At 43.7% G+C, this 24,626-nt stretch carries 29 protein-coding genes and 1 pseudogene; 22 read left to right on the top strand and 8 right to left on the bottom strand.

Annotation, left to right across the window (positions count from 1 at the left end):
• Nucleotides 1-101 precede the first annotated feature (101 nt).
• From murC to AWV70_RS03280, 3 genes are all read left to right on the top strand, one after another.
• A complete protein-coding gene (gene murC, locus AWV70_RS03290; RefSeq protein ID WP_060204326.1) occupies nt 102-1,415 on the top strand; it encodes a UDP-N-acetylmuramate--L-alanine ligase in 1,314 nt (437 codons plus the stop codon).
• A gap of 304 nt (nt 1,416-1,719) precedes the next feature.
• Nucleotides 1,720-2,205, top strand: a complete 486-nt coding sequence (locus AWV70_RS03285) for a DUF948 domain-containing protein (RefSeq protein WP_060204324.1) — start codon at nt 1,720-1,722, stop codon at nt 2,203-2,205.
• Nucleotides 2,206-2,239: 34 nt separating this feature from the next.
• Nucleotides 2,240-2,878 (top strand): YtxH domain-containing protein, encoded by a 639-nt coding sequence (locus AWV70_RS03280; protein WP_060204322.1) that lies wholly within the window; start codon nt 2,240-2,242, stop codon nt 2,876-2,878.
• Between the two features lie 55 nt (nt 2,879-2,933).
• Here AWV70_RS03280 and AWV70_RS03275 read toward each other — a convergent pair whose 3' ends face one another.
• Entirely contained in the window at nt 2,934-5,084 is a 2,151-nt protein-coding gene (locus tag AWV70_RS03275; RefSeq protein WP_235588534.1) for a cell division protein FtsA, read from the bottom strand.
• A gap of 141 nt (nt 5,085-5,225) precedes the next feature.
• Here AWV70_RS03275 and AWV70_RS03270 point away from each other — a divergent pair, with 141 nt between their 5' ends.
• Together AWV70_RS03270 and ccpA are read left to right on the top strand one after the other, a co-directional pair.
• Nucleotides 5,226-6,308 carry a bifunctional 3-deoxy-7-phosphoheptulonate synthase/chorismate mutase gene (locus AWV70_RS03270; RefSeq protein ID WP_060204342.1) on the top strand — a complete coding sequence of 361 codons (1,083 nt, stop codon included), beginning with the start codon at nt 5,226-5,228 and terminating at the stop codon, nt 6,306-6,308.
• Between the two features lie 124 nt (nt 6,309-6,432).
• The gene (gene ccpA, locus AWV70_RS03265; RefSeq protein ID WP_060204320.1) at nt 6,433-7,431 is read left to right on the top strand and encodes a catabolite control protein A; all 999 of its coding nucleotides are present in this window, start codon (nt 6,433-6,435) and stop codon (nt 7,429-7,431) included.
• A gap of 113 nt (nt 7,432-7,544) precedes the next feature.
• On the opposite strand, the gene AWV70_RS03260 is transcribed toward ccpA, so the two are convergent.
• Genes AWV70_RS03260 through AWV70_RS03250 form a run of 3 tightly spaced genes read right to left on the bottom strand, consistent with a single transcriptional unit; the run spans nt 7,545 to nt 9,994 of the window.
• On the bottom strand, nt 7,545-8,702 hold the full coding sequence (locus AWV70_RS03260; RefSeq protein WP_060204318.1) for an acetoin utilization protein AcuC: 1,158 nt from the start codon (nt 8,700-8,702) through the stop codon (nt 7,545-7,547).
• Nucleotides 8,699-9,346 (bottom strand): acetoin utilization AcuB family protein, encoded by a 648-nt coding sequence (locus tag AWV70_RS03255; protein ID WP_060204317.1) that lies wholly within the window; start codon nt 9,344-9,346, stop codon nt 8,699-8,701. The genes AWV70_RS03260 and AWV70_RS03255 overlap by 4 nt, the downstream gene beginning before the upstream one ends.
• A gap of 15 nt (nt 9,347-9,361) precedes the next feature.
• Nucleotides 9,362-9,994, bottom strand: coding sequence for a GNAT family N-acetyltransferase (locus AWV70_RS03250; protein WP_060204315.1), 633 nt, complete (start codon nt 9,992-9,994; stop codon nt 9,362-9,364).
• Nucleotides 9,995-10,173: 179 nt separating this feature from the next.
• On the opposite strand from AWV70_RS03250, the gene acsA reads away from it, so the two are divergent.
• Nucleotides 10,174-11,892, top strand: a complete 1,719-nt coding sequence (acsA, locus tag AWV70_RS03245) for an acetate--CoA ligase (protein WP_060204313.1) — start codon at nt 10,174-10,176, stop codon at nt 11,890-11,892.
• Nucleotides 11,893-11,948: 56 nt separating this feature from the next.
• Here the strand turns inward: acsA and AWV70_RS03240 are convergent, their stop codons facing one another.
• The gene (locus tag AWV70_RS03240) at nt 11,949-14,912 is read right to left on the bottom strand and encodes a transglycosylase domain-containing protein (protein WP_082713449.1); all 2,964 of its coding nucleotides are present in this window, start codon (nt 14,910-14,912) and stop codon (nt 11,949-11,951) included.
• A gap of 359 nt (nt 14,913-15,271) precedes the next feature.
• Between AWV70_RS03240 and tyrS the strand changes: the two genes are divergently transcribed.
• The gene (gene tyrS / locus AWV70_RS03235; protein WP_060204311.1) at nt 15,272-16,537 is read left to right on the top strand and encodes a tyrosine--tRNA ligase; all 1,266 of its coding nucleotides are present in this window, start codon (nt 15,272-15,274) and stop codon (nt 16,535-16,537) included.
• Between the two features lie 106 nt (nt 16,538-16,643).
• On the opposite strand, the gene AWV70_RS03230 is transcribed toward tyrS, so the two are convergent.
• Nucleotides 16,644-17,471 carry a Ku protein gene (locus AWV70_RS03230; protein ID WP_060204309.1) on the bottom strand — a complete coding sequence of 276 codons (828 nt, stop codon included), beginning with the start codon at nt 17,469-17,471 and terminating at the stop codon, nt 16,644-16,646.
• A 107-nt stretch (nt 17,472-17,578) separates the two neighbouring features.
• On the opposite strand from AWV70_RS03230, the gene AWV70_RS03225 reads away from it, so the two are divergent.
• The 7 genes from AWV70_RS03225 (at nt 17,579) to AWV70_RS03210 (ending at nt 21,146) form a co-directional block, all read left to right on the top strand.
• Nucleotides 17,579-19,420 (top strand): DNA ligase D, encoded by a 1,842-nt coding sequence (locus AWV70_RS03225; protein WP_060204307.1) that lies wholly within the window; start codon nt 17,579-17,581, stop codon nt 19,418-19,420.
• A gap of 238 nt (nt 19,421-19,658) precedes the next feature.
• Complete coding sequence (locus AWV70_RS23720) at nt 19,659-19,814, top strand: hypothetical protein (RefSeq protein WP_160327617.1); 156 nt, start codon at nt 19,659-19,661, stop codon at nt 19,812-19,814.
• Entirely contained in the window at nt 19,815-19,901 is an 87-nt protein-coding gene (locus AWV70_RS25050; RefSeq protein WP_268777097.1) for a DUF6011 domain-containing protein, read from the top strand.
• 76 nt (nt 19,902-19,977) lie between these two features.
• The gene (locus tag AWV70_RS03220; RefSeq protein ID WP_060204305.1) at nt 19,978-20,178 is read left to right on the top strand and encodes a hypothetical protein; all 201 of its coding nucleotides are present in this window, start codon (nt 19,978-19,980) and stop codon (nt 20,176-20,178) included.
• The gene (locus AWV70_RS03215) at nt 20,175-20,567 is read left to right on the top strand and encodes a Holliday junction resolvase RecU (RefSeq protein WP_060204303.1); all 393 of its coding nucleotides are present in this window, start codon (nt 20,175-20,177) and stop codon (nt 20,565-20,567) included. The genes AWV70_RS03220 and AWV70_RS03215 overlap by 4 nt, the downstream gene beginning before the upstream one ends.
• Nucleotides 20,540-20,695 carry a Holliday junction resolvase RecU gene (locus AWV70_RS25265; protein ID WP_153009885.1) on the top strand — a complete coding sequence of 52 codons (156 nt, stop codon included), beginning with the start codon at nt 20,540-20,542 and terminating at the stop codon, nt 20,693-20,695. The genes AWV70_RS03215 and AWV70_RS25265 overlap by 28 nt, the downstream gene beginning before the upstream one ends.
• Before the next feature lie 28 nt (nt 20,696-20,723).
• Nucleotides 20,724-21,146 (top strand): hypothetical protein, encoded by a 423-nt coding sequence (locus AWV70_RS03210; protein ID WP_060204301.1) that lies wholly within the window; start codon nt 20,724-20,726, stop codon nt 21,144-21,146.
• A 60-nt stretch (nt 21,147-21,206) separates the two neighbouring features.
• Here the strand turns inward: AWV70_RS03210 and AWV70_RS03205 are convergent, their stop codons facing one another.
• Nucleotides 21,207-21,653, bottom strand: a complete 447-nt coding sequence (locus AWV70_RS03205) for a ferritin family protein (RefSeq protein ID WP_414714813.1) — start codon at nt 21,651-21,653, stop codon at nt 21,207-21,209.
• A gap of 75 nt (nt 21,654-21,728) precedes the next feature.
• Between AWV70_RS03205 and AWV70_RS24105 the strand changes: the two genes are divergently transcribed.
• The 3 genes from AWV70_RS24105 to AWV70_RS03200 are packed head-to-tail and all read left to right on the top strand — an operon-like array spanning nt 21,729 to nt 22,420.
• Complete coding sequence (locus AWV70_RS24105; protein ID WP_201024308.1) at nt 21,729-21,902, top strand: DUF6877 family protein; 174 nt, start codon at nt 21,729-21,731, stop codon at nt 21,900-21,902.
• Entirely contained in the window at nt 21,899-22,072 is a 174-nt protein-coding gene (locus AWV70_RS23715; RefSeq protein ID WP_160327616.1) for a hypothetical protein, read from the top strand. The genes AWV70_RS24105 and AWV70_RS23715 overlap by 4 nt, the downstream gene beginning before the upstream one ends.
• Before the next feature lie 9 nt (nt 22,073-22,081).
• On the top strand, nt 22,082-22,420 hold the full coding sequence (locus tag AWV70_RS03200; RefSeq protein ID WP_060204299.1) for a hypothetical protein: 339 nt from the start codon (nt 22,082-22,084) through the stop codon (nt 22,418-22,420).
• A 49-nt stretch (nt 22,421-22,469) separates the two neighbouring features.
• Here the strand turns inward: AWV70_RS03200 and AWV70_RS03195 are convergent, their stop codons facing one another.
• Nucleotides 22,470-22,730, bottom strand: a complete 261-nt coding sequence (locus tag AWV70_RS03195; RefSeq protein ID WP_060204297.1) for a hypothetical protein — start codon at nt 22,728-22,730, stop codon at nt 22,470-22,472.
• 164 nt (nt 22,731-22,894) lie between these two features.
• Between AWV70_RS03195 and AWV70_RS25260 the strand changes: the two genes are divergently transcribed.
• The 5 genes and pseudogenes from AWV70_RS25260 to AWV70_RS03175 form a co-directional block, all read left to right on the top strand.
• Nucleotides 22,895-23,056 carry an XtrA/YqaO family protein gene (locus tag AWV70_RS25260; protein WP_235588535.1) on the top strand — a complete coding sequence of 54 codons (162 nt, stop codon included), beginning with the start codon at nt 22,895-22,897 and terminating at the stop codon, nt 23,054-23,056.
• Nucleotides 23,053-23,724 carry a hypothetical protein gene (locus AWV70_RS03185; RefSeq protein WP_060204293.1) on the top strand — a complete coding sequence of 224 codons (672 nt, stop codon included), beginning with the start codon at nt 23,053-23,055 and terminating at the stop codon, nt 23,722-23,724. Before AWV70_RS25260 ends, AWV70_RS03185 begins: the two co-directional genes overlap by 4 nt.
• 58 nt (nt 23,725-23,782) lie before the next feature.
• Nucleotides 23,783-23,875 (top strand): annotated as a pseudogene (locus AWV70_RS23710) (XtrA/YqaO family protein); the annotation flags it as partial.
• On the top strand, nt 23,872-24,051 hold the full coding sequence (locus AWV70_RS03180) for a hypothetical protein (RefSeq protein WP_060204291.1): 180 nt from the start codon (nt 23,872-23,874) through the stop codon (nt 24,049-24,051). The pseudogene AWV70_RS23710 and the gene AWV70_RS03180, both read left to right, overlap by 4 nt.
• A 15-nt stretch (nt 24,052-24,066) precedes the next feature.
• Nucleotides 24,067-24,626 (top strand): GTP pyrophosphokinase (locus tag AWV70_RS03175; protein WP_414714812.1); only part of this gene is annotated, 560 nt, incomplete at its 3' end.

Raw genomic sequence — 24,626 nt, 5'->3', positions numbered from 1 at the left:
AATCGGGAATATAGAATACTAAAAATGAATGGGGATTTAGCGATACTAATCGACTGAAGAACCAGAATGTGGGAACAGTTTTGATCCCGGGAGGTTGCATTATGACATTGTACCATTTTACAGGAATCAAAGGATCGGGGATGAGCTCCCTTGCGCAGATCCTACATGATTCATCTTATGCAGTGCAAGGCTCTGACGTGGAGAAATATTTCTTTACAGAAGACCCGTTGCATGAAAGAAAAATAACCATTTTACCTTTTGATGAAAACAATATAAACAGAGATATGATTGTCATAGCAGGGAATGCGTTCCCGGACAGTCATCCCGAAATTGTAAGGGCACATGAATTGGGCGTTGAAGTGATACGCTATCATGAATTTTTGGGCAACTATATGGAGAAATTCATCTCAGTAGGCATTACAGGCTCCCATGGAAAAACATCGACAACAGGTTTGTTGGCGCATGTTCTTTCCGGGAATGCCCCGACATCCTATCTGATCGGAGACGGCACGGGTAAAGGTATAGAGGATAGTGAATACTTCGTTTTCGAAGCATGCGAATACAAACGCCATTTCCTCGCCTACGAGCCTGACTATACAATCATGACCAATATCGACTTTGACCATCCGGACTATTTCAAGGATTTGGATGATGTCATGGATGCATTCGGCCAAATGGCATTGCGTGTGAAGAAGGCTATCATTGCTTGTGGTGATGATATTCATTTGCAACACATTAAAGCGAATGTCCCTGTCGTCTACTACGGATTCGACGAAGTGAATGATTTCTCAGCAAAGAACATTGTGAAATCGGAAAAGGGCGCCACTTTTGACGTATATGTACGCAATGAGTTTTTCCATACGTTCACAATCGCATTGGCGGGGGACCACGGAATTTTGAATTCATTAGGCGTCATTGCATTATGCCATTACGAAGGGATTCCAGTTACAGGTATTGAGGAGCGATTGGCTACATTCAATGGCGTCAAAAGGCGCTTCACCGTGACAGAATCATATGGCCGGACGATTGTGGATGATTACGCCCACCATCCGACGGAAATTAAAGCGACATTGCAATCTGCCAGACAGAAGTATCCCGAAAAGGAAATTGTCGCGATTTTCCAACCGCATACGTTTACGCGAACTGCGGCACTGCTTGAACAATTCGCAGACAGCCTATCAGCGGCCGACCACGTCTATTTATGTGACATCTTTGGCTCAGCACGGGAGAAATCAGGGAACTTGACAATCGATGACCTTGTAGGCAAAATCCCGGGAGCAAAACATCTTGAATTGGAAAATATCGATGTCCTCGATGAGCATGGAAATGCGGTTTACCTTTTCATGGGCGCTGGCGACATCCAAAAGTATTTGAACGTCTTCGCTGAACATACGAAAAAAGAAGAAACAGCCTGATCCTTTTGGATAGGCTGTTTTTTTACGCATAAATCGGTGAAATTCCGCATAAATCCCTACAAACGCGCATATCTCCCCAAAAAAGTCCTTAAACGTCTACAAAGTCGCATAAATGCTTCCAAAAGCCCATAAAACAATCCAATCGCGCATAACCAATCATTCATAATATCCAGAAATAATTTATTTCGGATAAAATGAAGGAGATTTGAAAAGAATGTCGAAAAAGGTTAGAGTAGGTAGAGTTTATTTACCCCGTTTAAAGGGTAGAAATTACTTATGTATGTTCATCGGGAGGAGGATTGCCATGGAAGTTTTACTGTACATTGCTGCCATTGTGGCCGCAATCGCATTTTTGATTTTGTGTATCAGCCTTGCAATGACATTAGGTTCATTGAAAACAACATTACGAAGCGTTTCTGAAACAATGGATGGCTTGACGAACCAGTTGGAAGGAATCACGTCGGAAACGACTGAACTACTTCATAAGACAAATGCCCTTGCTGAGGATATTCAACAGAAATCCGAGAAATTGAACACTGTCGTTGATGCAGTGAAAGGGGTAGGGAGCTCTGTAAGCGACTTGAATAATTCAGTCCGCCGAGTTACCAATTCGATCACTGTCGAAGCCGAGAAAAACAGTGATAAAATAGCCCAAGTCGTTCAATGGAGCAACGTCGCATTCGGCATCATCGGTAAAGTGAAAGATATGAAAACGGAAAGATCATCAGGCTGGACTGTCTATCAACCGGACAAGGGGCAGAAGAGATTGCCAAGTCCGAAGGGACGCTGATATCGCCATAAAAAATCATACTGGAGGAATTCACATGACTGATAAACTAAAACCGAACTACAACGATGCGCAATACGATCGCCATTATTACGGAGACCAGGAATATAAGAACACATTCGGGGAGTCGTCACACTTGCCTGTCAACTACCCATACCGTTCCAATACGGATGATTTCTATGATGATGACAATTCCGGAGCAGGAAGCTTCCTATTGGGCGCGCTCGTAGGAGGCGTTATCGGCGCAGCTGCGGCATTGTTCCTTGCGCCGAAGACGGGCAGGGAAATGCGCGACGATTTTTCGGAGCAGGCGGTGCAACTGAAAAACAAAGGAATCGAATTGAGTACAGTTGCGAAGGACAAAGCGACGGAAATCACTTCCGTTGCCAAGGAGAAAACGGATGGCCTGACGAAAACGATTCAGGAGCAATCCGGACAGATTGTGGATAAAGTGAAATCGATGACGAATAAAACATCTGTCCCTATGGACGATGGAACGGCTTCATCCGAAGGGGAAGAAGCAATTGATTTCGTCGAATCGAAGACGGAGAAAGACAAAAAGGCCGTAGAGGATCAATCGACGAAAAATAGCAATGTCTCCTATGACAATAGCGAGAATGTCGGAAAAGAGAAAAATGTGAATCAAAATCATATTTCAGTTGAAAAAGAAAAGTGAAGTCCAAAGAGCCAGGCAGCCCTAAACGGGTTGTCTGGCTCTTTGGCATATAAGTTCACGAGTTGAATTTGATTTCCAATGCATCGCCGCTGAAAACCGGATCATTGAAGCCGATCGATTCTCCGTTGCGCAGCAACTGATAGGAAGATGATGTCGTTGTCGGCAATGAATAATCGATGTAAAGGAAAACATCGCTGAACAAAAACGGTCGTTGCTCCGTTTTCGGTATCGTTAGTCGATCGCCTGGACGGACACTGACGGAATTGTCCACTTGCTGTCCGTTCAACAAGATGGAAGACCTGTTGTTTGTCATCGTCACAGGTTTCCCATTGAACGTCACACTTGCTGTTGGTTGATTGGATGGATCCAATGAACCGACGATGTCCCCGACAGTAGGAGGAGTTTGCGTCCCCAACCTGACTTTATCCCCGTCCTTAAGAAGATAATCGGTGGAAATCGGTATATTGCCTATATAGAACTGTGGAGTCCAGTCTTTTAAAAGGATGCTCTTATTATTCACAAAAACTTCAAACGGCTCGACTATTTCTATACTCAGTTTAGCGAGTATGTCGTTCAATTTCGTTGAGTGGGAATAAACGATTTGATCCCGATCCTGCACAATTGTGTCGAGCTCAACCGGCATACCATTGCATTCAATACTCGGCACAATCGTATGCTTAGTTCCATTGATGTCCACGTGAATAGGTCTGATATCACCAATCAGGTCGCGGATTTTGGCGACTGCATCCTTTCCATCCTTGCCTGGTTCAAGCGTAATCTCATCGTCATTTGCTATGATATCTTTCGTGCTTGCAGGTTTTCCGTTCAGCAAGATTACAGATGATCTGCCATGTTCACCTGGGATCATCATCCTGCTGCCGTTCAACGTAATCGACATTCCCATTCCCGGCTTGCCATACAGTTGTCTTGCCTTAATATTTGCGGCAAGCAATGCATCCCCAACTGTCATCTCTTTCAATTCAAACAAGCGGATTGTCTTTTCATTGACGGTTACCGACATATAATGGATCGGTGCTCTTCTCGCTGCAATGGCTATGCCGATTGGCGTGACGAGGGCAGGTGTGGAAGCTATGCTGTCCGATAACGTGACATCGGACAACGCATCAAGTCCACGGATACCTACACGGTTTTCAGGCAAATCGAGTTGAATGCTCATTTCCTTTGGTAAAAGTGGTGTAAGGCTTCCTCCACCGACAACCATGACGGCTTGCGGGGATTTGCGATTGTTGAGCCTTTTAATTTCATCAGCGATGCCCGATGCGAGTCTTTCGATGGACGGCTTGATGGCACCAATGACTTCTGAAGAAGGCACTTGCTGTTCAAACCCGAGTATATCTGATACTACAATTGTTTCATCTGTTGAAAGCAAACGTTTTGTCATCTCAGCTACCGGGAAATCGAGTAAATAATGGTTGCTGAGCGCTTCTGTAATCTCATCCCCCGCAATAGGAACCATGCCGTAGGAGACGACCGTATTATTATCCGTAATGGCGATATCTGATGTGCCTGCCCCGATATCGACGAGCGCGACATTCAATCTGCGCATGGAAGGAGGAATCAGGACGTTGATGGCAGCAATCGGCTCAAGCGTCAAGGCTTCCATTTCCAGCCCTGCCCGCTTCAATGCAGATAGAAGCGATTCGACGACGACGCGGGGGAGGAAAGTCGCAATGACTTCAGCCGACGCGGATCTTCCTGCCTGATCGATAAGACTGCCGATTTCATCTCCATCTAATTTGTAATGAAGGACAGAATAGCCGACACAATAGTAATAATCGTCCACGATTGATGCCGAGGAAAGTAATTTCTGTTGGGCCTGCTGTACAGCGGCTAATTCAAGCCGGTTAATATCCTCTGAAGTGAAAAGTGGTTTCCCTGCAATATCAATCGTCATGGATCCTTCCATCGTTTTCAGCGCACGTCCAGCTGCAGCGACACTTACTCTTTTCAGCATCCCATGGCGCTCCTCCAGTATGGACTTGATTTCTGAAATGACAGCGGCGACACTTACAATATTATGTATTTGTCCATCAATCATCGAGCGTTCCTTATGTTCAATTGTGACGAGATCGGCAACGTGATAAATACCGTCCTGTTCGGTTAAAATAATACCGACGACAGAACGAGTTCCGATATCGAGTGCGAAAAGTTTGTTCGACAGAATAATACACTCCTTTTTCGTCAAATACTAACGAAATTAAACAATTTATAAAAATGACGTGACTTTTCAAATACTTTTCATTATACTTAGGACTATTATATAAAAATGTAACATAGATTTCCCACTTCGAAAAGGGAATGATGTGTGCGGGGAGGAGACATAATGATGAGACAAAATGATTTAGAACAGCTTCGAGGCCAAGTAAATGAGTTAAATACCAAAATATTGGACTTGATCAATGAACGTACGACAGTTGTCCAAGAAATTGGCAGAGTGAAGGAAAAGCAAGGTGTCAACAGGTATGATCCGATCCGCGAAAGGGAAATGCTCAATGCCCTCGTTCAATCAAATGAAGGACCAATTCCAAACGGGGTATTGGAACAGATTTTTAAAGGTATCTTCATGTCGGCGCTTGAAATCCAAGAAGACGAGCAGCGCAACGCATTGCTTGTTTCCAGGAAACGCAAGCCTGAGGATACAATTGTAGATGTAAATGGTCAGAAAATCGGTAACGGGCAACCGGCATTCATATTCGGACCTTGTGCCGTTGAATCATATGAACAAGTTCTCGCAGTCGCCCAATCAATCAAGGCAAAAGGGTTGACGATGATGAGGGGCGGCGCCTACAAACCGCGTACATCCCCTTATGATTTCCAAGGACTTGGCCTTGAAGGGTTGAAAATCTTGAAACGCGTCGCGGATGAAACTGGCTTATCCATCGTGACGGAAATCATTACACCTTCCCACTTGGAAGAGGCGCTCGAATATATTGATGTCATCCAAATCGGGGCGCGCAATATGCAGAACTTCGAATTGCTGAAGGAAGCGGGTATGGTAAATAAACCAGTCCTTCTGAAACGTGGATTAGCTGCAACAATTGATGAATTCATCAATGCGGCTGAATATATCATTTCCAAAGGGAATAGCCAAATCATGCTTTGTGAGCGTGGTATCCGCACATATGAGCGAGCGACACGCAACACATTGGATATTTCAGCTGTTCCGATTTTGAAGCAGGAAACGCATTTACCGGTATTTGTGGACGTCACTCACTCGACAGGAAGAAAAGATTTATTGCTTCCGACTGCAAAAGCGGCGATAGCTGTTGGCGCAGACGGTGTCATGGCGGAAGTACATCCTGATCCGGCTGTTGCCCTTTCTGATGCGGCGCAGCAAATGGATATTAAACAATTCGATGAGTTCTACGCTGAAATTGAAAGATTCATGAACACCCATCAAACTGTCTAAAAAAGTTGAGCAAGGGTCGCTACATTTGAATTATTCTATAAACAGCGCCGGACCTTTCAAGGATCCGGTGTTTTGTTTATAATGAAAGAAAGCGAATACATACTGATGGGAAGGAGATTCGTCAATGGCAGTTACTATATATGATGTGGCAAGGGAAGCGAATGTTTCCATGGCCACGGTTTCCCGTGTTGTGAATGGCAATCAGAACGTGAAACCAGCAACACGTAAAAAGGTGCTTGAGTGCATCGAACGCCTCGGCTATCGTCCGAATGCCGTGGCCAGAGGACTTGCAAGTAAGAAGACGACAACTGTCGGTGTCATCGTTCCGGATATTTCAAAAAGCTATTATGCAGAACTTTCCCGGGGAATTGCAGATGTTGCGACGATGTACGAATATAATATTATTTTATCCAACTCGGATAAGCGGGCGACGAGGGAAGTTGAGCTATTAGAAGACCATCTCGGCAAACAGGTCGACGGTCTCATTTTCATGAGCGATTCCCTTTCGGATGAAATCCGGTCGGAAATGGCGACGGCGAATGTTCCGATTGTTTTGGCCGGTACATTGGGAGCGGACACGGACTTGCCGACGGTGAACATAGATCATGAGGAAGCTGCGTACGAAGCAGTGAAGAAATTGATAGATAATGGACATGAACGCATCGTGCATGTGAGCGGTCCGATGTCGAGGGATATCAATCGGTTATGCAAGAAGGTCGGATATGAGCGGGCAGTAAAGGAAGCTGGTCTACCTCTTTTTGAAGAATTTTTCATTGAAACGGATAATACGTATGATGACGCTTATGAAAAGTGGTCCGTTATACGTGAGCTGAAAGAGAAGCCGACCGCCATCTTTGCTGGCAACGATGAAATTGCCGTAGGTGTGTTAAATGGAATTAGGGATGACGGCTTTTCGGTTCCGGATGACTATGAAGTGATTTGCTTCCAGCATACATTGCTGTCGCGTGCAGTGCGGCCGCAATTGACCGCCATCATCGTCCCGTTATATGACTTAGGTGCAGTTTCGATGAGACTGTTGACGAAGCTGATGAATGGCGAGGAAGTTGACGATGTGAATGTCATCCTGCCGTACCACAAGGAAGACCGCCAGTCGACGAAATAAAAAAGCTGTTCCGGGGAAAATCCGGAACAGTTTTTTCGTGTAAAGGCTCAATTAATTGCACAAGGGCTCATTTATTCCTACAAAGGCTCACTTCTCGCCACTATGTCACGCGACTATTGCTGACTACGAATCATATGTAATGCACGTTCGAGCATTTGCACATTCTTCTCCGATATTTCCACTTTTCGAGGAATCGGTTCATACAACGGATCCGGATCCTGCCACGTTTCGATGAAAGGCACAGGGGATTCGGCCTGCCAGGCATCGAGCCATTGTTCAGGCAATCTTCCTGTAGGGGCAGGCAGTTGTTTCATGGCAAACCAAACATGAGCCCATGCTCTTGGGACGACACGCCATATATCATAGCCTCCACCGCCAACAGCAATCCATCTTCCTTTACAATATCGATCAGCGATTTCACGAGCGATACGTGGGATTTGTTCATAGATTTTCATCGTTCCATATAAATGTGTGAGGGGGTCGAAAAAATGAGCATCTGCACCGTTTTGGGTCAAGATGACATCCGGCTTGAAAAAAGCGGCGACTTCTTCAATGGCTGTCTTGTAAATTTCAAGGAACGACTCATCTTCCGTAAAAGCATCAATCGGAAAATTGAATGAAGTTCCATACCCTTCACCATTTCCACGTTCTGTAACAGCTCCCGTACCAGGAAAAAGATATCTCCCTGTTTCGTGGATGGAAAGCGTGCAGACATCCGGATCATCATAAAACGTCCATTGAACGCCGTCGCCATGATGCGCATCGGTGTCGATATACAGCACACGCGCACCGTATTTCTTTTGGATATATTTGATGGCGACCGAGCTGTCGTTATAGACGCAGAACCCTGATGCCTTTCCCTGGAAGCCATGGTGGAGGCCGCCCCCTAAGTTCAAAGCATATTTCGCCCTTCCTTCCATTACTTCGTCGACCGCGGTCAACGTCCCCCCAACAAGCATAGCACTTGCCTCATGCATGTTTGGAAAGATGGGGGTATCTTCCGTCCCGATGCCGTATACAGAACCGACGTCATCGCTAATAAGTCCTTGCCCGGCACGTTTCACAATATCGATGAACTTTGGATCATGGACCAATAATAATTCCTCATCAGTCGCAATTCTTGGAACGATCATGTCTTCATCGGATATGGCATCAGTTTTTTTCAATAGATCCAACGTCAATACAATCCTCTTTTGATTGAATGGGTGAGTGTCGGAAAATGAATAGCCAAGTTGTTCTTCGGAAAAAATGAACACAGCGTCCTTTTTCATAGGTCAATGCCAGGTACATTCGGCCAAAGAACTTCAAATCCATTAGAACGCAAGCCTTCTATGACAATAAGCGGATTCATCGTCTTGACGCGAATGACAAGAATTTTATTGTTTTCACTTTCCTTATCGGGGTATACGAGAACACTTAGCACATTCAATTTATGTTCATGGAACACTTTGGACACTTCAAAGAGGATGCCGGGAATATTCGGCACACGGACTTCAATCTGAGAGCCAGGCTGATGGACCCCTGTCAATTCGATATATTTATATAATAGATCTGTCTCTGTAATGATGCCGACAAGCTTTCCGCCCGAGACGATTGGCAGGCAGCCGATTTGATTATCATAAAAAATGATCGCAGCCTCTTCGACGAAATCCATCGGATGCCCGACAATCGGATTATGTGACATGATTTCCGATAACGGGACTTTGTAAACGTTTACATCGCACGAATCGGAGTAAAGGGAAGGGACAACTTCTTTCAGATCGCGGTCTGTCACGATGCCGACCAGCCCATTTGCATCTGAAACAATGGGCAGATGCCGGATTTTCTTTTCCTGCATGATTGTCAATGCATCGTTCACTGTATGCTCCGGCGAAAGCGAGATGACCTTCCGTTTCATAATTTCTTCAATTAACACTAGAGTAACCTCCCATCAATACATAAATCGGTTCATAAAACGAAGGCTGTCGAACTGTTGAATTGATTCTTGATCCACTCGTTTTCCAATCCTCGCCATAAGGCAATTCGCGGGATGTGAGCTGATTTCCGGATCATCGGTCGCATAATATTCCAATCCGCCCACATTCATCATCTTCTCCATCACTTTTCGGTATTCCCACACATTCAATTTGGTGCCTTTCAAATCCCAGTGCCAATAATATTCGGTCGTCAGAATAATATAGTCTTCCATTGCATCATCCATCATGGATACTTCGAGCAATGCTTTTCCGACTCCGCCGCCTCTGTATTTCGGGATCACTTCAATGGCTCCTAACTCTATCAGGTTCTTCATCTGACCCTTCGACCATCTTTCAAGGGGATCGGGATACAAATATGTTACATACCCGACGATTTGGTTCATGTCACGGACGATGAGTATCCGTCCTTCCGGAAGATCAGCGATTTCGATGAGTGCCTTATGTTGCTGTTCAGGCGGTCTGAAAGCGATCAAATGTTCATGGAATTCAAGGTTTGCCAATTCTTTGCCGGGAATCGGCCCTTCAATGACGAGGTCGCCATTCTTATGTTTGACTTGCATCGCGTTATACGTTTTCTTATGTTCCAAAATAATCACCGTCCTACTAATAAATAGACCTTATTCACAGTATACAACAATTATGTTCAAGGCAAAGGACTTCTTGCTAACAAATTAAACAACAATACTAAAAATATTAATTTGTTAGCAAATAAAGAAAAGATAATGTAGAATAGTAGAGGTAAATGTTTCACGAAAGGGTGATAGGAATGGAAATCAACACTTTACCCGTAATGCAGGGGGATTACCAATTACAGGATTATGACCAAACAGCGAAGAATTTTAAATGGTCTGACGCTGAGAAGGAATTTAGTTGGCATGAGACAGGTCTCATCAATGTTGCGCATGAGACAGTAGATCGTCATGCGAATTCCTATCGGAAAAACAAAGTGGCTTTGTTCTACAAAGATGCGGGGCGCAAAGAAGCGTATACTTATAATGAAATGAAAAGAATGTCCAATAAAGCTGCAAATGTATTGACGAACCATTCAACGTTGGAAAAGGGGGACCGTTTATTTGTTTTCATGCCACGATCCCCTGAATTGTATTTTGCAATACTTGGAGCCTTGAAAATGGGGACGATCGTCGGCCCGCTTTTCGAAGCATTCATGGAAGGCGCTGTCTATGACAGACTTTCCGATAGCGAGGCAAAAGCGATTGTGACGACACCGGAATTATTGGACAGGATTCCTGTCGACAAACTTCCACACTTGAAAACAATCTTTCTCGTAGGCGAAAATATTGAAGAAAATGATAAATATATAGATTTCAAAAAACATTTCAAGAGTGCGTCTCCATATTTTCAAGTGGAGTGGATGGAGCGGGATTCCCCGACCTTACTTCATTACACATCAGGCTCTACCGGGAAACCGAAAGGGGTGCTGCACGTGCAGGAAGCGATGGTGCAGCAATTGATGACGGCACGCTGGGTATTGGATTTGAAGGATGAGGATATCTTTTGGTGTACTGCGGATCCAGGTTGGGTTACGGGGACGGCGTACGGGATTTTCGGCCCAATGCTAGCTGGAGCGACATCTCTTATCGTTGGTGGAAGATTTTCCACAGACAGCTGGTACGAATCTATTCAAGATTATGGCGTAACGGTATGGTATAGTGCGCCGACCGCATTCCGGATGTTGATGGGTGCGGGTGCCGGCCCATTGGAGAAATACGATCTTTCTTCTTTGCGCCATATTCTTTCGGTTGGAGAACCATTGAACCCGGAAGTCATTCGCTGGGGAATGGAAGTGTTCAAGCTGAGGATCCACGATACGTGGTGGATGACGGAAACAGGGGCACAAACGATTTGCAACTTCGGATCTTTGCCGATTAAAATGGGCTCCATGGGCAAAGCCGTTCCGGGTATCGAAGCGGCGATTGTCGATGATCGCGGGGTAGTGTTGCCGCCAAATCGGATGGGCAATTTGGCTATCAAAAAAGGTTGGCCTGCAATGATGCGGCAAATTTGGAATAACCCAGAGAAGTATGATTCGTATTTCTTGAATGATGAATGGTATGTTTCCGGGGATTCTGCCTATATGGACGAAGACGGCTATTTCTTCTTCCAAGGGAGGGTCGATGATGTCATCATGACGAGCGGCGAGCGGGTAGGGCCTTTCGAAGTGGAAAGCAAGCTGCTGGAGCATCCAGCCATTGTAGAGGCGGGGGTCATCGGAAAGCCCGACCCGGTACGCGGAGAAATCATTAAGGCCTTTGTCGCGCTTCATGAAGGATATGAACCGACGAATGAGCTGGAGGAAGACATTAAGCAATTTGTCAAAAAGGAACTTGCCGCACACGCTGCGCCAAGAGAAATAGAATTCAAAGACAAGCTTCCGAAGACAAGAAGCGGAAAAATCATGCGTCGCGTGTTAAAGGCGTGGGAACTGAACTTGCCGACGGGCGACTTATCGACGATGGAAGACTGATAGTAGATAGAATGAAAGGGACTCCCATTTTTGCGGGAGTCCCTTTCATTTAGTACTTATTCATCATCGTCATCGCCATCTGAAGGAGGTTTATTGCCTCCTCCATTATTTCCATTTCCGTTATTTCCGTTATTGCCTTCTCCATTGTTACCATTGTTACCATTCCCGTTTTCACCGTCATTCCCTTCATTTCCTGGTGGTGTCACGGGAGGTATATTCTCATCATCCGGTGTTTCCGTAACCGGTGGCGTTTCTGGGCTATCGACAATCACGATATTGGAACCTCCGGATAAAAGTCCGGTAATATCGACAGCTCTGACGTAATAATCACCCGGGCCGACAGCAATCGAATTGGCAGAACCATCGCTGATTGTCGCAATCCGTTCATTGTTCTGGTACACATAATAACCGATGACGTCATTTGAAGGGGAGTCTGACCAGACCAATGTCGATCCATCAAGAGAAGCGCTCACTCCTTCTGGTGCCGCATCGTCGGCAGGGAAGGTTGCACCCGATATGACGCTTGAAGCGAACACAGACATGGATGGGAACAGCTTCGAAGCATCTCCTCCCCAAGGGCCAAGCATCCTGTCGATGAATTGCTGATTGACCCCTGCGCCGCCCGATACGATAAACTCAGCAGGCGTCGAAGGAAGCGCCAAGTAACGGCTGCCTTTGACGGAGACATAGGAAGCATTGATAATACTGTCATCCGGTTCAGTCGGAAGCATCACTTTTGAATTAAACAGGTCCGATCTGACCAATCCAGCTGTCGTACATGCAGCAGATGGAGCCAATCCGGAAATACCACAGAAAGGTTTCGATACGACCCCGCCCGGTTGTTTGAAGGTACTGCCTGCACCAATCAGATCCGGTCTTACTGCGTTTGCCGTGTTCATCAATCTACCGAATAGCATTGTCGTACGTGTGGTAGGGTGCATTTGCCCTGATCCACGTGTATATAATTTTCGAGACTGGTCATAGTACCCGAACCATATTCCTAATGAAACATTCGGATTGTAACCGACAAGCCATGAATCTCCGTATTTATCGGTCGTTCCTGTTTTTGCGGCCAAATCAGTCTTGAAATTCATAAATCCAGGCAATTGCTGGCCAGTTCCACCGGGCTTTAGAACATCCCGCAGCATATCCGTAATGATATAAGAAGTTTCAGGACTGAACACATCAACAGGCTCGACTTCATGCTGGTAAACGACATTGCCTGCCATATCCTCGATACGTTCAATCATATACGATTGAATGAACTGCCCTCCGTTGGCAAATGTCGCGAATGCATTTGTGTTTTCTTCAACACTGACGCCTTTATTCATTCCTCCAAAAGAGGTGGAGTAGTTGACATAGTCTTGCGGTTGAAGCTGGCTGAAATTCATCTTCTCCAGAAACTCCGCAGGTCTTTTGTCCACAATCTCCCTATATAATCGGGCCGTCGGAAGGTTCAATGATTGGGCTAACGCTTTCCTAGCCGGGATGATCCCACTTTCCGCTTCAGCATTATAGTTTGAAGGACTCCATGTTCCACTGCCATCTGGAATTTCAAATTTAACGTCGACGACCGGACTTCCTGCACCAATTACGCCATATTCAATGGCTGGCGCATAGACGAGAAGTGGTTTCATCGATGAGCCGTTCGGTCGGAAAGCTTGCGTAGCATGGTTTGTATTTATAAGTTGGTGATCGCGTCCTCCGATGAAGGAAAGGATTCGACCTGTGTTATTCTCGATCATGATGGCACCGACTTGGACAGGGTCATCTTTAAGAACAGTTTCTCCGGTGCTGTAATCCTTCTCTTCGCGTGTATACGTAAATCCGTAATGTTCGAATTCCTGCCCGACTTTATTCATAGCATCATAAAGGTCTTTTTCCACAGTGGAATAAATTCGGTATCCGCCGGTCCGCATTGCGCGTTCTGCAAGTATCTTATATTTTTCCTTTACCTTTTCATCACCATCGACACGTTCCGGGTCGATGCCGTCCTTTTCTGCCAAGATTTTTGCAAGAATATCGATAGTTTCCAATTGGATTTCTTGTGTTAAATAAGGATATCTCTCAGTTGCTCGGCTCGTTTTTTCACGAAAGTCTTTCGTAATGTCATAAGCAATCGCTTCTTCATATTGCTTATCGGTAATATAGCCGGTTTCCTTCATACGGAAAAGGACCGTTTTCATCCTGTCGATCCCTGGCTTGATATTTTCATCATTTTTCAACCCGCCGCCATAATAGCTGCTCAGAAAAGGCGTATATGCAAATGGTGCTTGCGGTATGCCGGCAATATAGGCAGCTTGGGGAAGATTAAGTTCTTTAGCAGACACACCGAAAATGCCATCGGCTGCTGTTTCGATTCCCGCAATATTTTGTCCCAACGCATTTCTGCCATATGGAATAATATTTAAGTAGGCTTCCAGGATTTCTTCTTTATCCATGAAATGTTCAAGTCGCATGGCAAGAAGGATTTCCTTCGCCTTTCGCTCATAGGATACTTCGTTCGTCAATATCTGATTTTTGATCAACTGTTGGGTGAGCGTTGAGCCACCTGTTTGACTGGATGAATTTGTCACATCCTGAAAAAGTCCGCGGAAAATCGCTTTTGGAACGATTCCGCCATGCGTTTCAAAGTATTCATCCTCCGTTGCCAAAACAGCATCAATGACAAATGGGGAGACATCCTTCAAGTTCGTTTCCTTCCGTTCGATATCAGCATTTACTTTACCTAAATAGATATCATTGGCAAAATAAATTTCGGAAGTCTCTTCGTAATTGAAAATATCCCCCCGCATTTCCGCTTTGGAGCGGAGCGGTTCTTTTGCAACGAGAGATGCGAAATAACCGGCACCGACCGAGGCGGCAAAAACGCCAAGGGTCAAACCGAAGACTAGAAAGAGAAGGAAGAGGTTCCAAATGACTCCCGATGTGATGCGAATCCCCTTTGCCCATCCTTTTTTCTTCAATGATTCAAATTTTTCTTCTATCAGATCTATCCTGTTTTTACGTTTTTCGCGCAAGTTTTATCCCCCCTAAAATCCTTCCTATTATAGCACATTTCGCAGAATTCAATAGAAAATGTTTGACAATAAGATATTTTAGACTACAATAAGGGTTATATCATTTTTCACATGGTGAGAAAGCCGGAGTAGAAACGGTTGAGCCGTCTAGAGAGGCAGCGGTAGGTGGAAGCTGTCCGGTAGGTCGTTTGCGAATTACAGCTTTGGAGTGTGACGCGTACGCGGCGATAATGCGTCTTCAAGCGGAGAATGTATGTATTCTCAAGCCGGGTGGTACCGCGTTATTTTCGTATTTAACGTCCCTGCATGATTCATTTGAATCGTGTGGGGGCTTTTTTACATTATTGGAGGGATTTATGATGAAGAATGAACTGCTTGAGGATTTGAAATGGAGAGGTCTGCTGTATCAGCAGACTGATGAGGAAGGCCTTGAAAAGGTATTGAATGAGGAGAAAATCTCATTGTATTGTGGAACAGATCCGACGGCGGACAGCTTGCATATCGGTCATATTGTCCCTTTTCTGACGCTTCGCCGTTTTCAGCAACACGGCCACCGTCCCATCGTTCTGGTCGGTGGGGCAACAGGCATGATTGGGGATCCGTCATTCAAGGCGGAAGAGCGGCAGCTTTTGTCCGATGAGCAAATCGCGAAAAACGTGGCGGGCATCCGCCGGCAATTGGAGCATATCTTTGATTTTGAAAGTGAAAACGGAGCTATGCTAGTTGACAATAAAGACTGGTTTGGGGAAATGTCTGCCATCAGCTTCCTCCGTGACTACGGAAAGCTGTTAAGCATTAACTATATGCTCGCGAAAGAGAATGTTGCTTCCCGTCTGGAGACGGGTATATCCTTCACGGAATTTTCATATATGCTGATCCAAGGCGCAGACTTCAGCCACTTGTACGACAAGTATAAATGCCGTTTGCAAATCGGCGGGTCGGATCAATGGGGCAATATTACAACAGGACTTGAGGTCATCAGGAAAACACATAGCGAAGAAGCGAAAGCATTCGGAATCACGATGCCGCTCATAACGAAAGCGGACGGCACGAAATTCGGAAAAACTGCCGGCGGTTCTGTCTGGCTTGATGCCGCAAAGACGTCGCCTTATGAGTTCTATCAGTTCTGGATCAATACGGCAGATGCGGAAGTCATCAACTACTTGAAAATTTTCACATTCATGAGCCGGGAGGAGATCGAGGCGCTTGAGGCATCCGTTCAAGCTGAACCGCATCTCCGCAAAGCCCAACAAGCGCTGGCTGAAGAAATGACACGACTCATTCATGGTGAAGAAGCGCTCGATCAGGCAATCCGTATTTCAAAAGCATTGTTTAGCGGAGACTTGAAGGCGTTGACAGTTGCGGAAATGAAAGATGCATTCAAAGACGTGCCGACAGCTGAAATGGAGAAGGCGGATAAAAACATCGTCGACTTCATCGTCGAAGCCGGTGTATCTTCATCCAAGCGCCAAGCACGTGAAGACGTAACAAATGGCGCTATTTCCCTAAATGGAGAAAAAGTGACGGATCTCGCATATGAAGTCACTGCAGCGGATCGTTTGGACGAAGCATTCACAATCGTGCGCAGAGGAAAGAAAAATTATAAAATGGTGAAATTCATCTAATGCAAAAAGGCCATCCTTTGGGGAATGGCCTTTTGTATGCGCGGAAAGTGGGGAGTGGGTGGTAAACCTTGGAAAGTCGGTGACAACGCCCCGCCCCACAAACCTTTTACGCTTTCATCTTCGCCGGTGCTTTTTTCCGCGGCGTCGGCTTCTTCTTTTTCGTCTTATCGAGTGAGGCTTGCAATGCCGCCATCAAATCGCTTGTATTTGAAGGTGAAATCGCTTTTTTCTCCGTTTTTGCAACAGTCACATTGCCTGCCTTCTTCTCTTCAATCAATTCCATAAGAGCGGTTCTGTATTCATCCGTATATTTATCGGGATCGAATGCCGTCGTCAATTGATCGACTAACAGAAGCGCGGTATCGAGCTCTTTTTTTACGATAGTCTCTTCATCCGGAATATTCGGAACGTCTCCCACATTGCGCACTTCATCAGGGAAATGAATTGTTTCCATCAACAAAGCGTCTTTATACACCCGGACGACCGCTAATTGCTCCTTCGAACGGATAATGATTTTTGCAACACCGATTTTTCCGGATTCCTTCAAGGCTTTCCGCAGTAGCGCATACGCCTTTCCGCCATTTGCATCGGGAGCCATGAAATAGCTTCTTTCAAAATAAATCGGATCAATTTCCTCAAGCTTAACAAAATCAATAATCTCAACAGCTTTGTCTTCATTTTCCTTCTTCAGTTTTTCAAGGTCCTCATCATCGAGTACGACGAACTTGTTTTTCGTATACTCATACGCTTTTACGATTTCCTCGTTTTTCACTTCTTTATCACAAATCGGGCATACTTTTTGATAGCTGATCGGAGAATGACATTCCTTGTGGAGTTGGCGCAATTTAATATCATTGTTTTCCGTAGCTGTATGAAGCTTGATCGGAATATTGACAAGACCGAAACTGATGCTTCCTTTCCAAACTGTATGCAATGAATTCACCCACTTTTATGCTTAGTATGGAAAGTTGCCTCATTCCTATGTATACGAAATGCAATCGGTCAAACAATAACAACAAAAAAACATTGGAGCGATTATGAATGAAACCGATGTTGATGATGGATGCTGATGAAATCCCTGTAGGTAATGAATGGAATTACGAAACGAAATATGACGGGTTCAGAGCGATTCTTCAATGGAATAAAGAAGGAATTCAGCTATTCAGCAGAAATGAAAAAGTACTGAACGACATGTTTCCGGAAATTATAGAGGAATGCCGTCGCATCGAACATTTGATTAAGCCTTTTCTGCCCATTATATTTGACGGCGAATTGGTCTGTTTGCAAAACGATTTCAGAAGTGAATTTTCCATCGTGCAGACGAGGGGACGGATGCGTAAGAAAGAAGTAATTGAACAGCATTCGAAATCGTTCCCTTGCCAATATATCGTCTTCGATCTTTTGTCATTCAAGGGAAAGGAAGTAACCGCTAAAAAGCTTGAAACTAGAAAGGCGCAGCTAAAGAAATGTTTCGAGCAGCTAGGGTTGCCTGTTAACGTCCAATATCGACACGGAAGTTTAATCCAATTGATAGAAACGTTTACGGATGAAAAAGCTTTGTGGAATCAAATCCTCCTGTATAACGGGGAAGGGATCGTCGCCAAGAAGAACAAAGGCATTTGGAGCAATGAAAAGCGGACAAATCAATGGGTGAAAGTAAAAAATTGGCGTTTTGTCACAGCCATTATAACGAAATATGAACAAGTGAATGGATTCTTTACAGGGGCTGTATATAAGGAAGGTCAACTATTTGAGATTGTAACATTTAAGCACGGTATGTCGGATGAGGAGATGAAAACGCTGAGCGAATTGATTCTCGTAAACGGACAAAACATCGGAGAGTCGGTTTATGAAATAACGCCTTCCATCTGTGCGAGCATTAAATGTATCAGCTTTGATGGGAAGCATTTACGCGAACCGCGGTTTCATTCATTTCAATTTCAAATGGATCCTGAAGAGTGTCAGTGGCGGCAGCTGTTAAGACAATTGAACCCTATTCCAGAGAAAGTCCAAATTACGCATCCCGATAAGCCTGTCTGGCCGAAGCAAGGCTTGGAGAAGGATGACTATTTGCTTTATTTACAAACGGCGGCACCATTCATGCTGCCGTTGCTAGAAGAACGGCACCTAACCTTAATCCGTTACCCTCACGGTGTGCCTGGTGAAAAATTTTATCAGAAATCCGTTCCCGATTATGCACCTGACTTCGTAAAGACATCAAGAGATGAAGATATTGACTATATCATCTGCAGTGACATAAGCACGTTACTATGGCTAGGGAACCAACTTGCAATCGAATACCATATTCCATTTCAAACAATCGATACGAATAGGCCGACAGAAATCGTCTTCGATTTAGATCCGCCATCAGTAGAGGAGTTCTCACTCTCCGTTGAAGCGGCATTACGCTTGAAAGTCATATTCGATCAATTCCAACTGACCTCATTCGTCAAAACATCCGGAGGCAAAGGCTTGCAATTGTACATTCCGCTTCCATTCAACATATTCACCTATGAAGAAACCCGCCTCTTCACAAAATTCGTCTCCGACTTCCTCTGCGACCAGGAGCCGCAATGGTTCACAACCGAACGACTAAAGAAGAACAGGGGAAACAAACTATACTTGGACTACGTGCAGCATCATGAAGGCAAAACAATCGTCGCTCCGTATTCACCAAGGGGAACCGAACTCGCAACAGTTGCAACGCCATTGAACTGGGAAGAAGTAGGTACCACATTAAGACCAGAGCAATTTACAATCAATAGTGTAACGGAACGTATGAAAACAATCGGTGATCCATTTAGGGAATTCAGGAAAGTGGGGGAGGCGCAGCCGTTTGCAGTTGTACTTGAACAGTTGAGAGGGTTATTGGATGAAAAATAACCCTTACCCCGCTAAGCACCATCTCTAGGATCCGCAAGCATTTCAAGGAGTTTCCGAGAGATGAAGAGTCTCGTTTAAAAGCGAAAGCCGGATACCAAAAAAGTCGCATTCGACTTGGATGGTCGAGGGAAGAGGCGCTTAGGACGCCAATCTTGACCGATAACGAAAGAGCTAAACGGGTTGCGAAGGGAACTCGGAAATACCATGAGCGAAGGAAGCGGGTTACTGAGGTTGCGCCATGATACGGACACTCTATCGAACAATCGACAGGAAACGACAGGTCATCCACGGGCATTTAAACAAATATGAAGTTGCAGCATTGCGGAAAGAAGGATGGCGGGAGGACAAGCCGCAAGTTAATAGACACGGAATACCGATAGGGAGGGCGGTCTAAATGGGAACATGCAAAAGGTGCAATCGGCCATTGAAAACGCCGAGGAGTATTGAGGTTGGATTTGGGCCGGTGTGTAAGAAAAAGTAGGATGCAGCTGACGCGGAATTTGAAAAGAAACAGGTCACGATCTACGAAGTGATGGACTACCAGGAGCGGTGGCGCGATGATGAAAGATGATTTGATCCTCCTTTATAACAAAAAGTGGAACGAAGCTAAAAAACGCTACCATTCCTCTAGAAAAAAATATCACGAAACAACTGATCCGGAATTAAAAGAACATTATGCGGTCGAGAGGGAGTATTACAGCACGCGGCAGCACTTAATCGCGGAGTTTTTGAATGATTTAAAAGGGGTGACAACTTGAAGAAAACCTACAGCCGGTCCCACGCTAACCGTGGGGCTGTCCTCGAAAGATTGATCGACATGACGAATAACCAGTATCGCAATAAGGGCGTTGCTGACATCCGTAAGGTGCCGACGCCTGTGCAGATTACAGGCAACAAGGCCGGAAAGGTTACAAGCTATACCCAAAAGGGTGAGTGGGTCGATTACGTGGGAATTATTGAAAGTCGCACAATCGTATTTGATGCCAAGGAAACGTCAGAACGGACAAACTTTCCGCTAAAGAACATTTCTGAGCATCAATACGAACTACTTAAATCATGGCACCAAAAGGGCGCTCACGCTTTCCTGCTTGTCTCCTTCACTAAGTTGGATGAAATAAAATATATCTTCTGGCAATTAAAACGCTAGAAACGTATTGGGAAGATGCCGAAAAGGGCGGCAGGAAGTCGATTCCGCATTCAACCTTCTTGATGGAGTGCGATCGGGTGAAAAGTGATAAGGGGTATGTGCTGCATTATCTGAAACATGTCGGATAATGCAGCAGAAAAAGGGGGCTAGATTCAATTGACCGAAAAACTACCAGAAAGAATCATCGGACTGGATCAAGCCCGAATCAGCCGAAGGCTTGGAAAGATATGCAAATGCCGTGATCGTAAATTTGTTATAGATAGTGACAATAGAAGGGTTACATGCAGTAGCTGCGGTTCTGTTGTTGATCCATATGATGCTTTGTATGACTTAGCTTATCAAGATGAAAGAAGAGTAGACCAGGTTGACCGTCTTTTAGAACAACGGAGAGAAATTATGAATTACAAACCTCATTTAGTGGTGATCAAGAGCTTAGAGAAGCAATACCGAGGTAAGAAAATGATGCCGTTATGTCCTGCTTGTAACGAACCGTTCATGTTAGAAGAAATCTATCGTTGGGTTAATTGGCAGTTTAACGAGAAGGTAATGAAACGGATTGAATATAATCGGGAAAATTAGTACGCAGTAGACCAATAAGTCGCAACAAAAAAGCCGATGTGATAGTCGGCTACTACAAAATTATTGATGATTCATAAAGTATAAAAACCAAACCGCATGATTTTGTTCATCTGCTGATGCTCGTGTAAATGCATCGTTAATAAAAGGATTATCAGTACTTCGTGCGATTTTGTGATAGAAGTCTACAGTCTCCTGTTCATCTTTGAATGCAGAAAGTATACCGTTTGTATAATCGGCAGGACATTGTCTTGTGATTTTAGGTGATGGTTGTTCTCCAGTTAGAGAAATATAAAGATACCAAAAGGTTTCGTAGTGTCTGATTTCATCTTTTCTAATTTCAAGAATGCGTTTTTTTATTTCATTGTTCGGAGCCTGGTTCGCTAATAGTTCATAACAGGAAATCGCAGTATACTCACCATCTATCGCTTTTAAAATATTATTTAAGACTTCTGTATTTGTAGAAGTCTGCATGGAATTTTGATTCACTCTGTTTTCACTCCTTTGCATCATTGTATGGGTGAACCCATTTTTTTGTAACTTGTCTTTAAGGAAGAAAAGTCATATACGGCATAGGAGGTAACCATGAAGCCGATTCAAGAAATCGCAAAGATCGCTCACAAGCTGCCGATTGAGGCGATACAGGATATTAACCAACGTATCAAGGACTGGACGATGTCCGAAGGCAAAGAGGACGATCCGTATGTTTGGCAGCAGTTGAGGTATGCGGAACGATTTGTGAAGGAGGGAAGGGGATGACAGTAATTCATATCTCTCTTTTGCTCATTGTATTCATAGGTGGCTTCCAAATAGGCAAAACGTACACCATAAAAGGCTTGGCGCTTAGGGTTATGCAATTGTACGAAGAGGGCGACCACCAAAAAGCTAAATTGATTGAAACGATTTTGAGTAAAAAACGTGATGGATGAGGTGGCGGTATGACGACTGAAACGAATGCGGAACGGTTGGAACGAGTTATAACGTACCAGAAGCACGGTTCTCCAATGGAAAATGCGGATTTTGAATGGGTAGTTGAACAGGTAAAACGAGCGCAGGAGATGGAACAACAACATTCGCAACTCTGCGTGGACATTGTATTCACTCAAATAGCGAATGAGGGTCTCAAAAATCTCAATAAAAGAATGGAAAAAGAGATTATTCGCCTGCGGGAAGCTATCAATCGATCATTAAAAGCGCACAGGTGGAACAATGAAGAGTCAGCGCGAATATTAGAGGAAGCCCTAGCAGGAGAAACAAATGGTCAGCGCAAGGCATGAGGCGGAAATAAAAAGACAGGGGCATCCAATTTATCCCCTGCAATAAATCTCATCGTTTCATAACTCTTATTTGTCTATTTAAATCATCTATTTGTTTCTGCATGCGATCTATGTCTTTGGATAGTTTTTGGTTATCTCCAGAGTTTTGTTTGTTCGAATTTGCTAGTTGTTGTAGCGCAAGTCCTGCGGCTATGGTTGATATTCCATCTCCTAATGTAGACAACGCTGCGCCTAATACAGCAAGTTTAGCAGCATAAATCTCTTGGGAATCTGCGTTCTCGCTAAATTGCCCATTATTGTCATTGTACATTCCTACCAATCCTCCCTTGTTTATTTTATGGAGGAAGGCAAAATATGAAAGTTGTCCATTTAGGCACTAAAAAAAGACAGGCTCCTCCTGTCTCTACACACATACATCATATCATAGGAGGGGTCAGGGTGAATAGAGACATTTCAATAAATCCTAATGCGTTAATGCTAAATCTTGGTATAATAGACTTACCTAGGAACTGTGTTGTGGTAATTTCGGAGGGTAAGGCAAAGGTGAGAGAATTACCAGAGCATGGTGAGTATAAGATTGTGACGCATCAAGGAAAAGTGAAGCGGATGCGGAGGGAAGAGGGCGAAGAATTTTGATTCAAGGTATAAATCACGATTTACAAAGAGAAGCAGCAAAGATGCATTTAAAGCAAGCTTCTCAGAATTTACTTGGAGTGGCAAAAAACAATAAAGATAAACAACTGATTGTTGATACATCTGAAAGATGGATGGATATATTCACCAAGAATGAAACGGTTGAAAACGATTTATATTGTAAAACAAGTAATCTGTATTATAAATATGAGAGATATGATTTCCCTGTAACCTTTGATCCGAGAAAGTATGAGTTTATAATTAGTTGGGATATAACATTGCTAGATTCATTATTAAAAAAGAATAAAAAGGAGAAAGAAAGTATACCTAATAAATATGTTGTTATTGATAAGGAGTCATTGAATAAAAATAAAGATTTCATTAAAATTGAAAACCCGATAATGGTAGTTAATCCATGTATTCTAACATATTACGGGCATTTGTTAATAAATGGTACTCATAGAGTTTATGAATATCAAAAACAAAATATCGAATTCTCAGAAGGATATATTATAAAAGATAATTTACATCTAGATGCCATGTTGTCAGAAATAATGAAAGACTTTTATTTATTGGGTGAAGACTTAATGACTTTAGGAAAACATATTCAAAAGCCTGTATACCAGAAGGTGATGCGGAAATCATTGAAATTGAACATTGATAATTATTAGTATCACTTGACAAACCATGGGATAGCATCTGCTTACAGGAAGTGTTGGTAAATAAAATGTTAGGGAATTACCAGAGCATGGTGAGTATAAGATTGTTACGCATCAGGGGAAGGTTAAGCGGATGCGGAGGGAAGAGGGGGAAGAGTTTTGAGTAATAACAAGATAATAAGTGATTTTGAGAGTAATAAGTCATTACTAGAAGAATTACAGCCAAGGGTTAAAACGTTAATCGAAATTCTAAGCAAAGAAAATGACATTGAAGTACATGATGTACAAGCAAGAGTAAAAGAAAAAAGTAGCTTAAAAAAGAAGATTGAAGAGAAATAGGGTAAATATAATGATTTGAGAGATATTACAGATACTGTAGGAGTTAGAGTCATTACCTATTTTAATGATGATGTTGATAAGATTGCTAAAGTTATTGAGAGGGAATTTGAAGTGGATAGAGAAAATTCGATTGATAAGAGAGTAACAGATCCAGATAGGTTTGGGTACTCTTCATTGCATTATGTAGTAAATTTCAATGCAGATAGAGTGAAGTTTATTGAATATAAAGATTTTAAAGAGGTGAAATTTGAAATTCAAATCAGATCAATTTTGCAGCACGCATGGGCAGAAATTGAACATGATTTGGGTTATAAATCTAAAAATGAAGTACCGAAAGAAATTAGAAGAGATTTTTCGAGAATAGCAGGATTACTTGAGATTGCTGATAATGAATTTATGAGAATAAAGAATTTCCTGGATAATTATTCACGAGTAATGGGAACAAAAATCAGAGACCTTGATTTAAACGTACCGATTGACAAAGTGACATTAATGGAATATGTAGCAACATCACAAGTTGTTAAGGAAATTTTAATCAAAATGTGTTCTGCAATCGGGATTGACCATTCCAGAAT

It is taken from the genome of Sporosarcina koreensis, assembly GCF_001531445.1.
Classification (GTDB): Bacteria; Bacillota; Bacilli; order Bacillales_A; family Planococcaceae; genus Sporosarcina; species Sporosarcina koreensis_C.
Note: the sequence above shows the minus strand (reverse complement) of the source record. Positions and strands in the feature narration are given on the sequence as shown.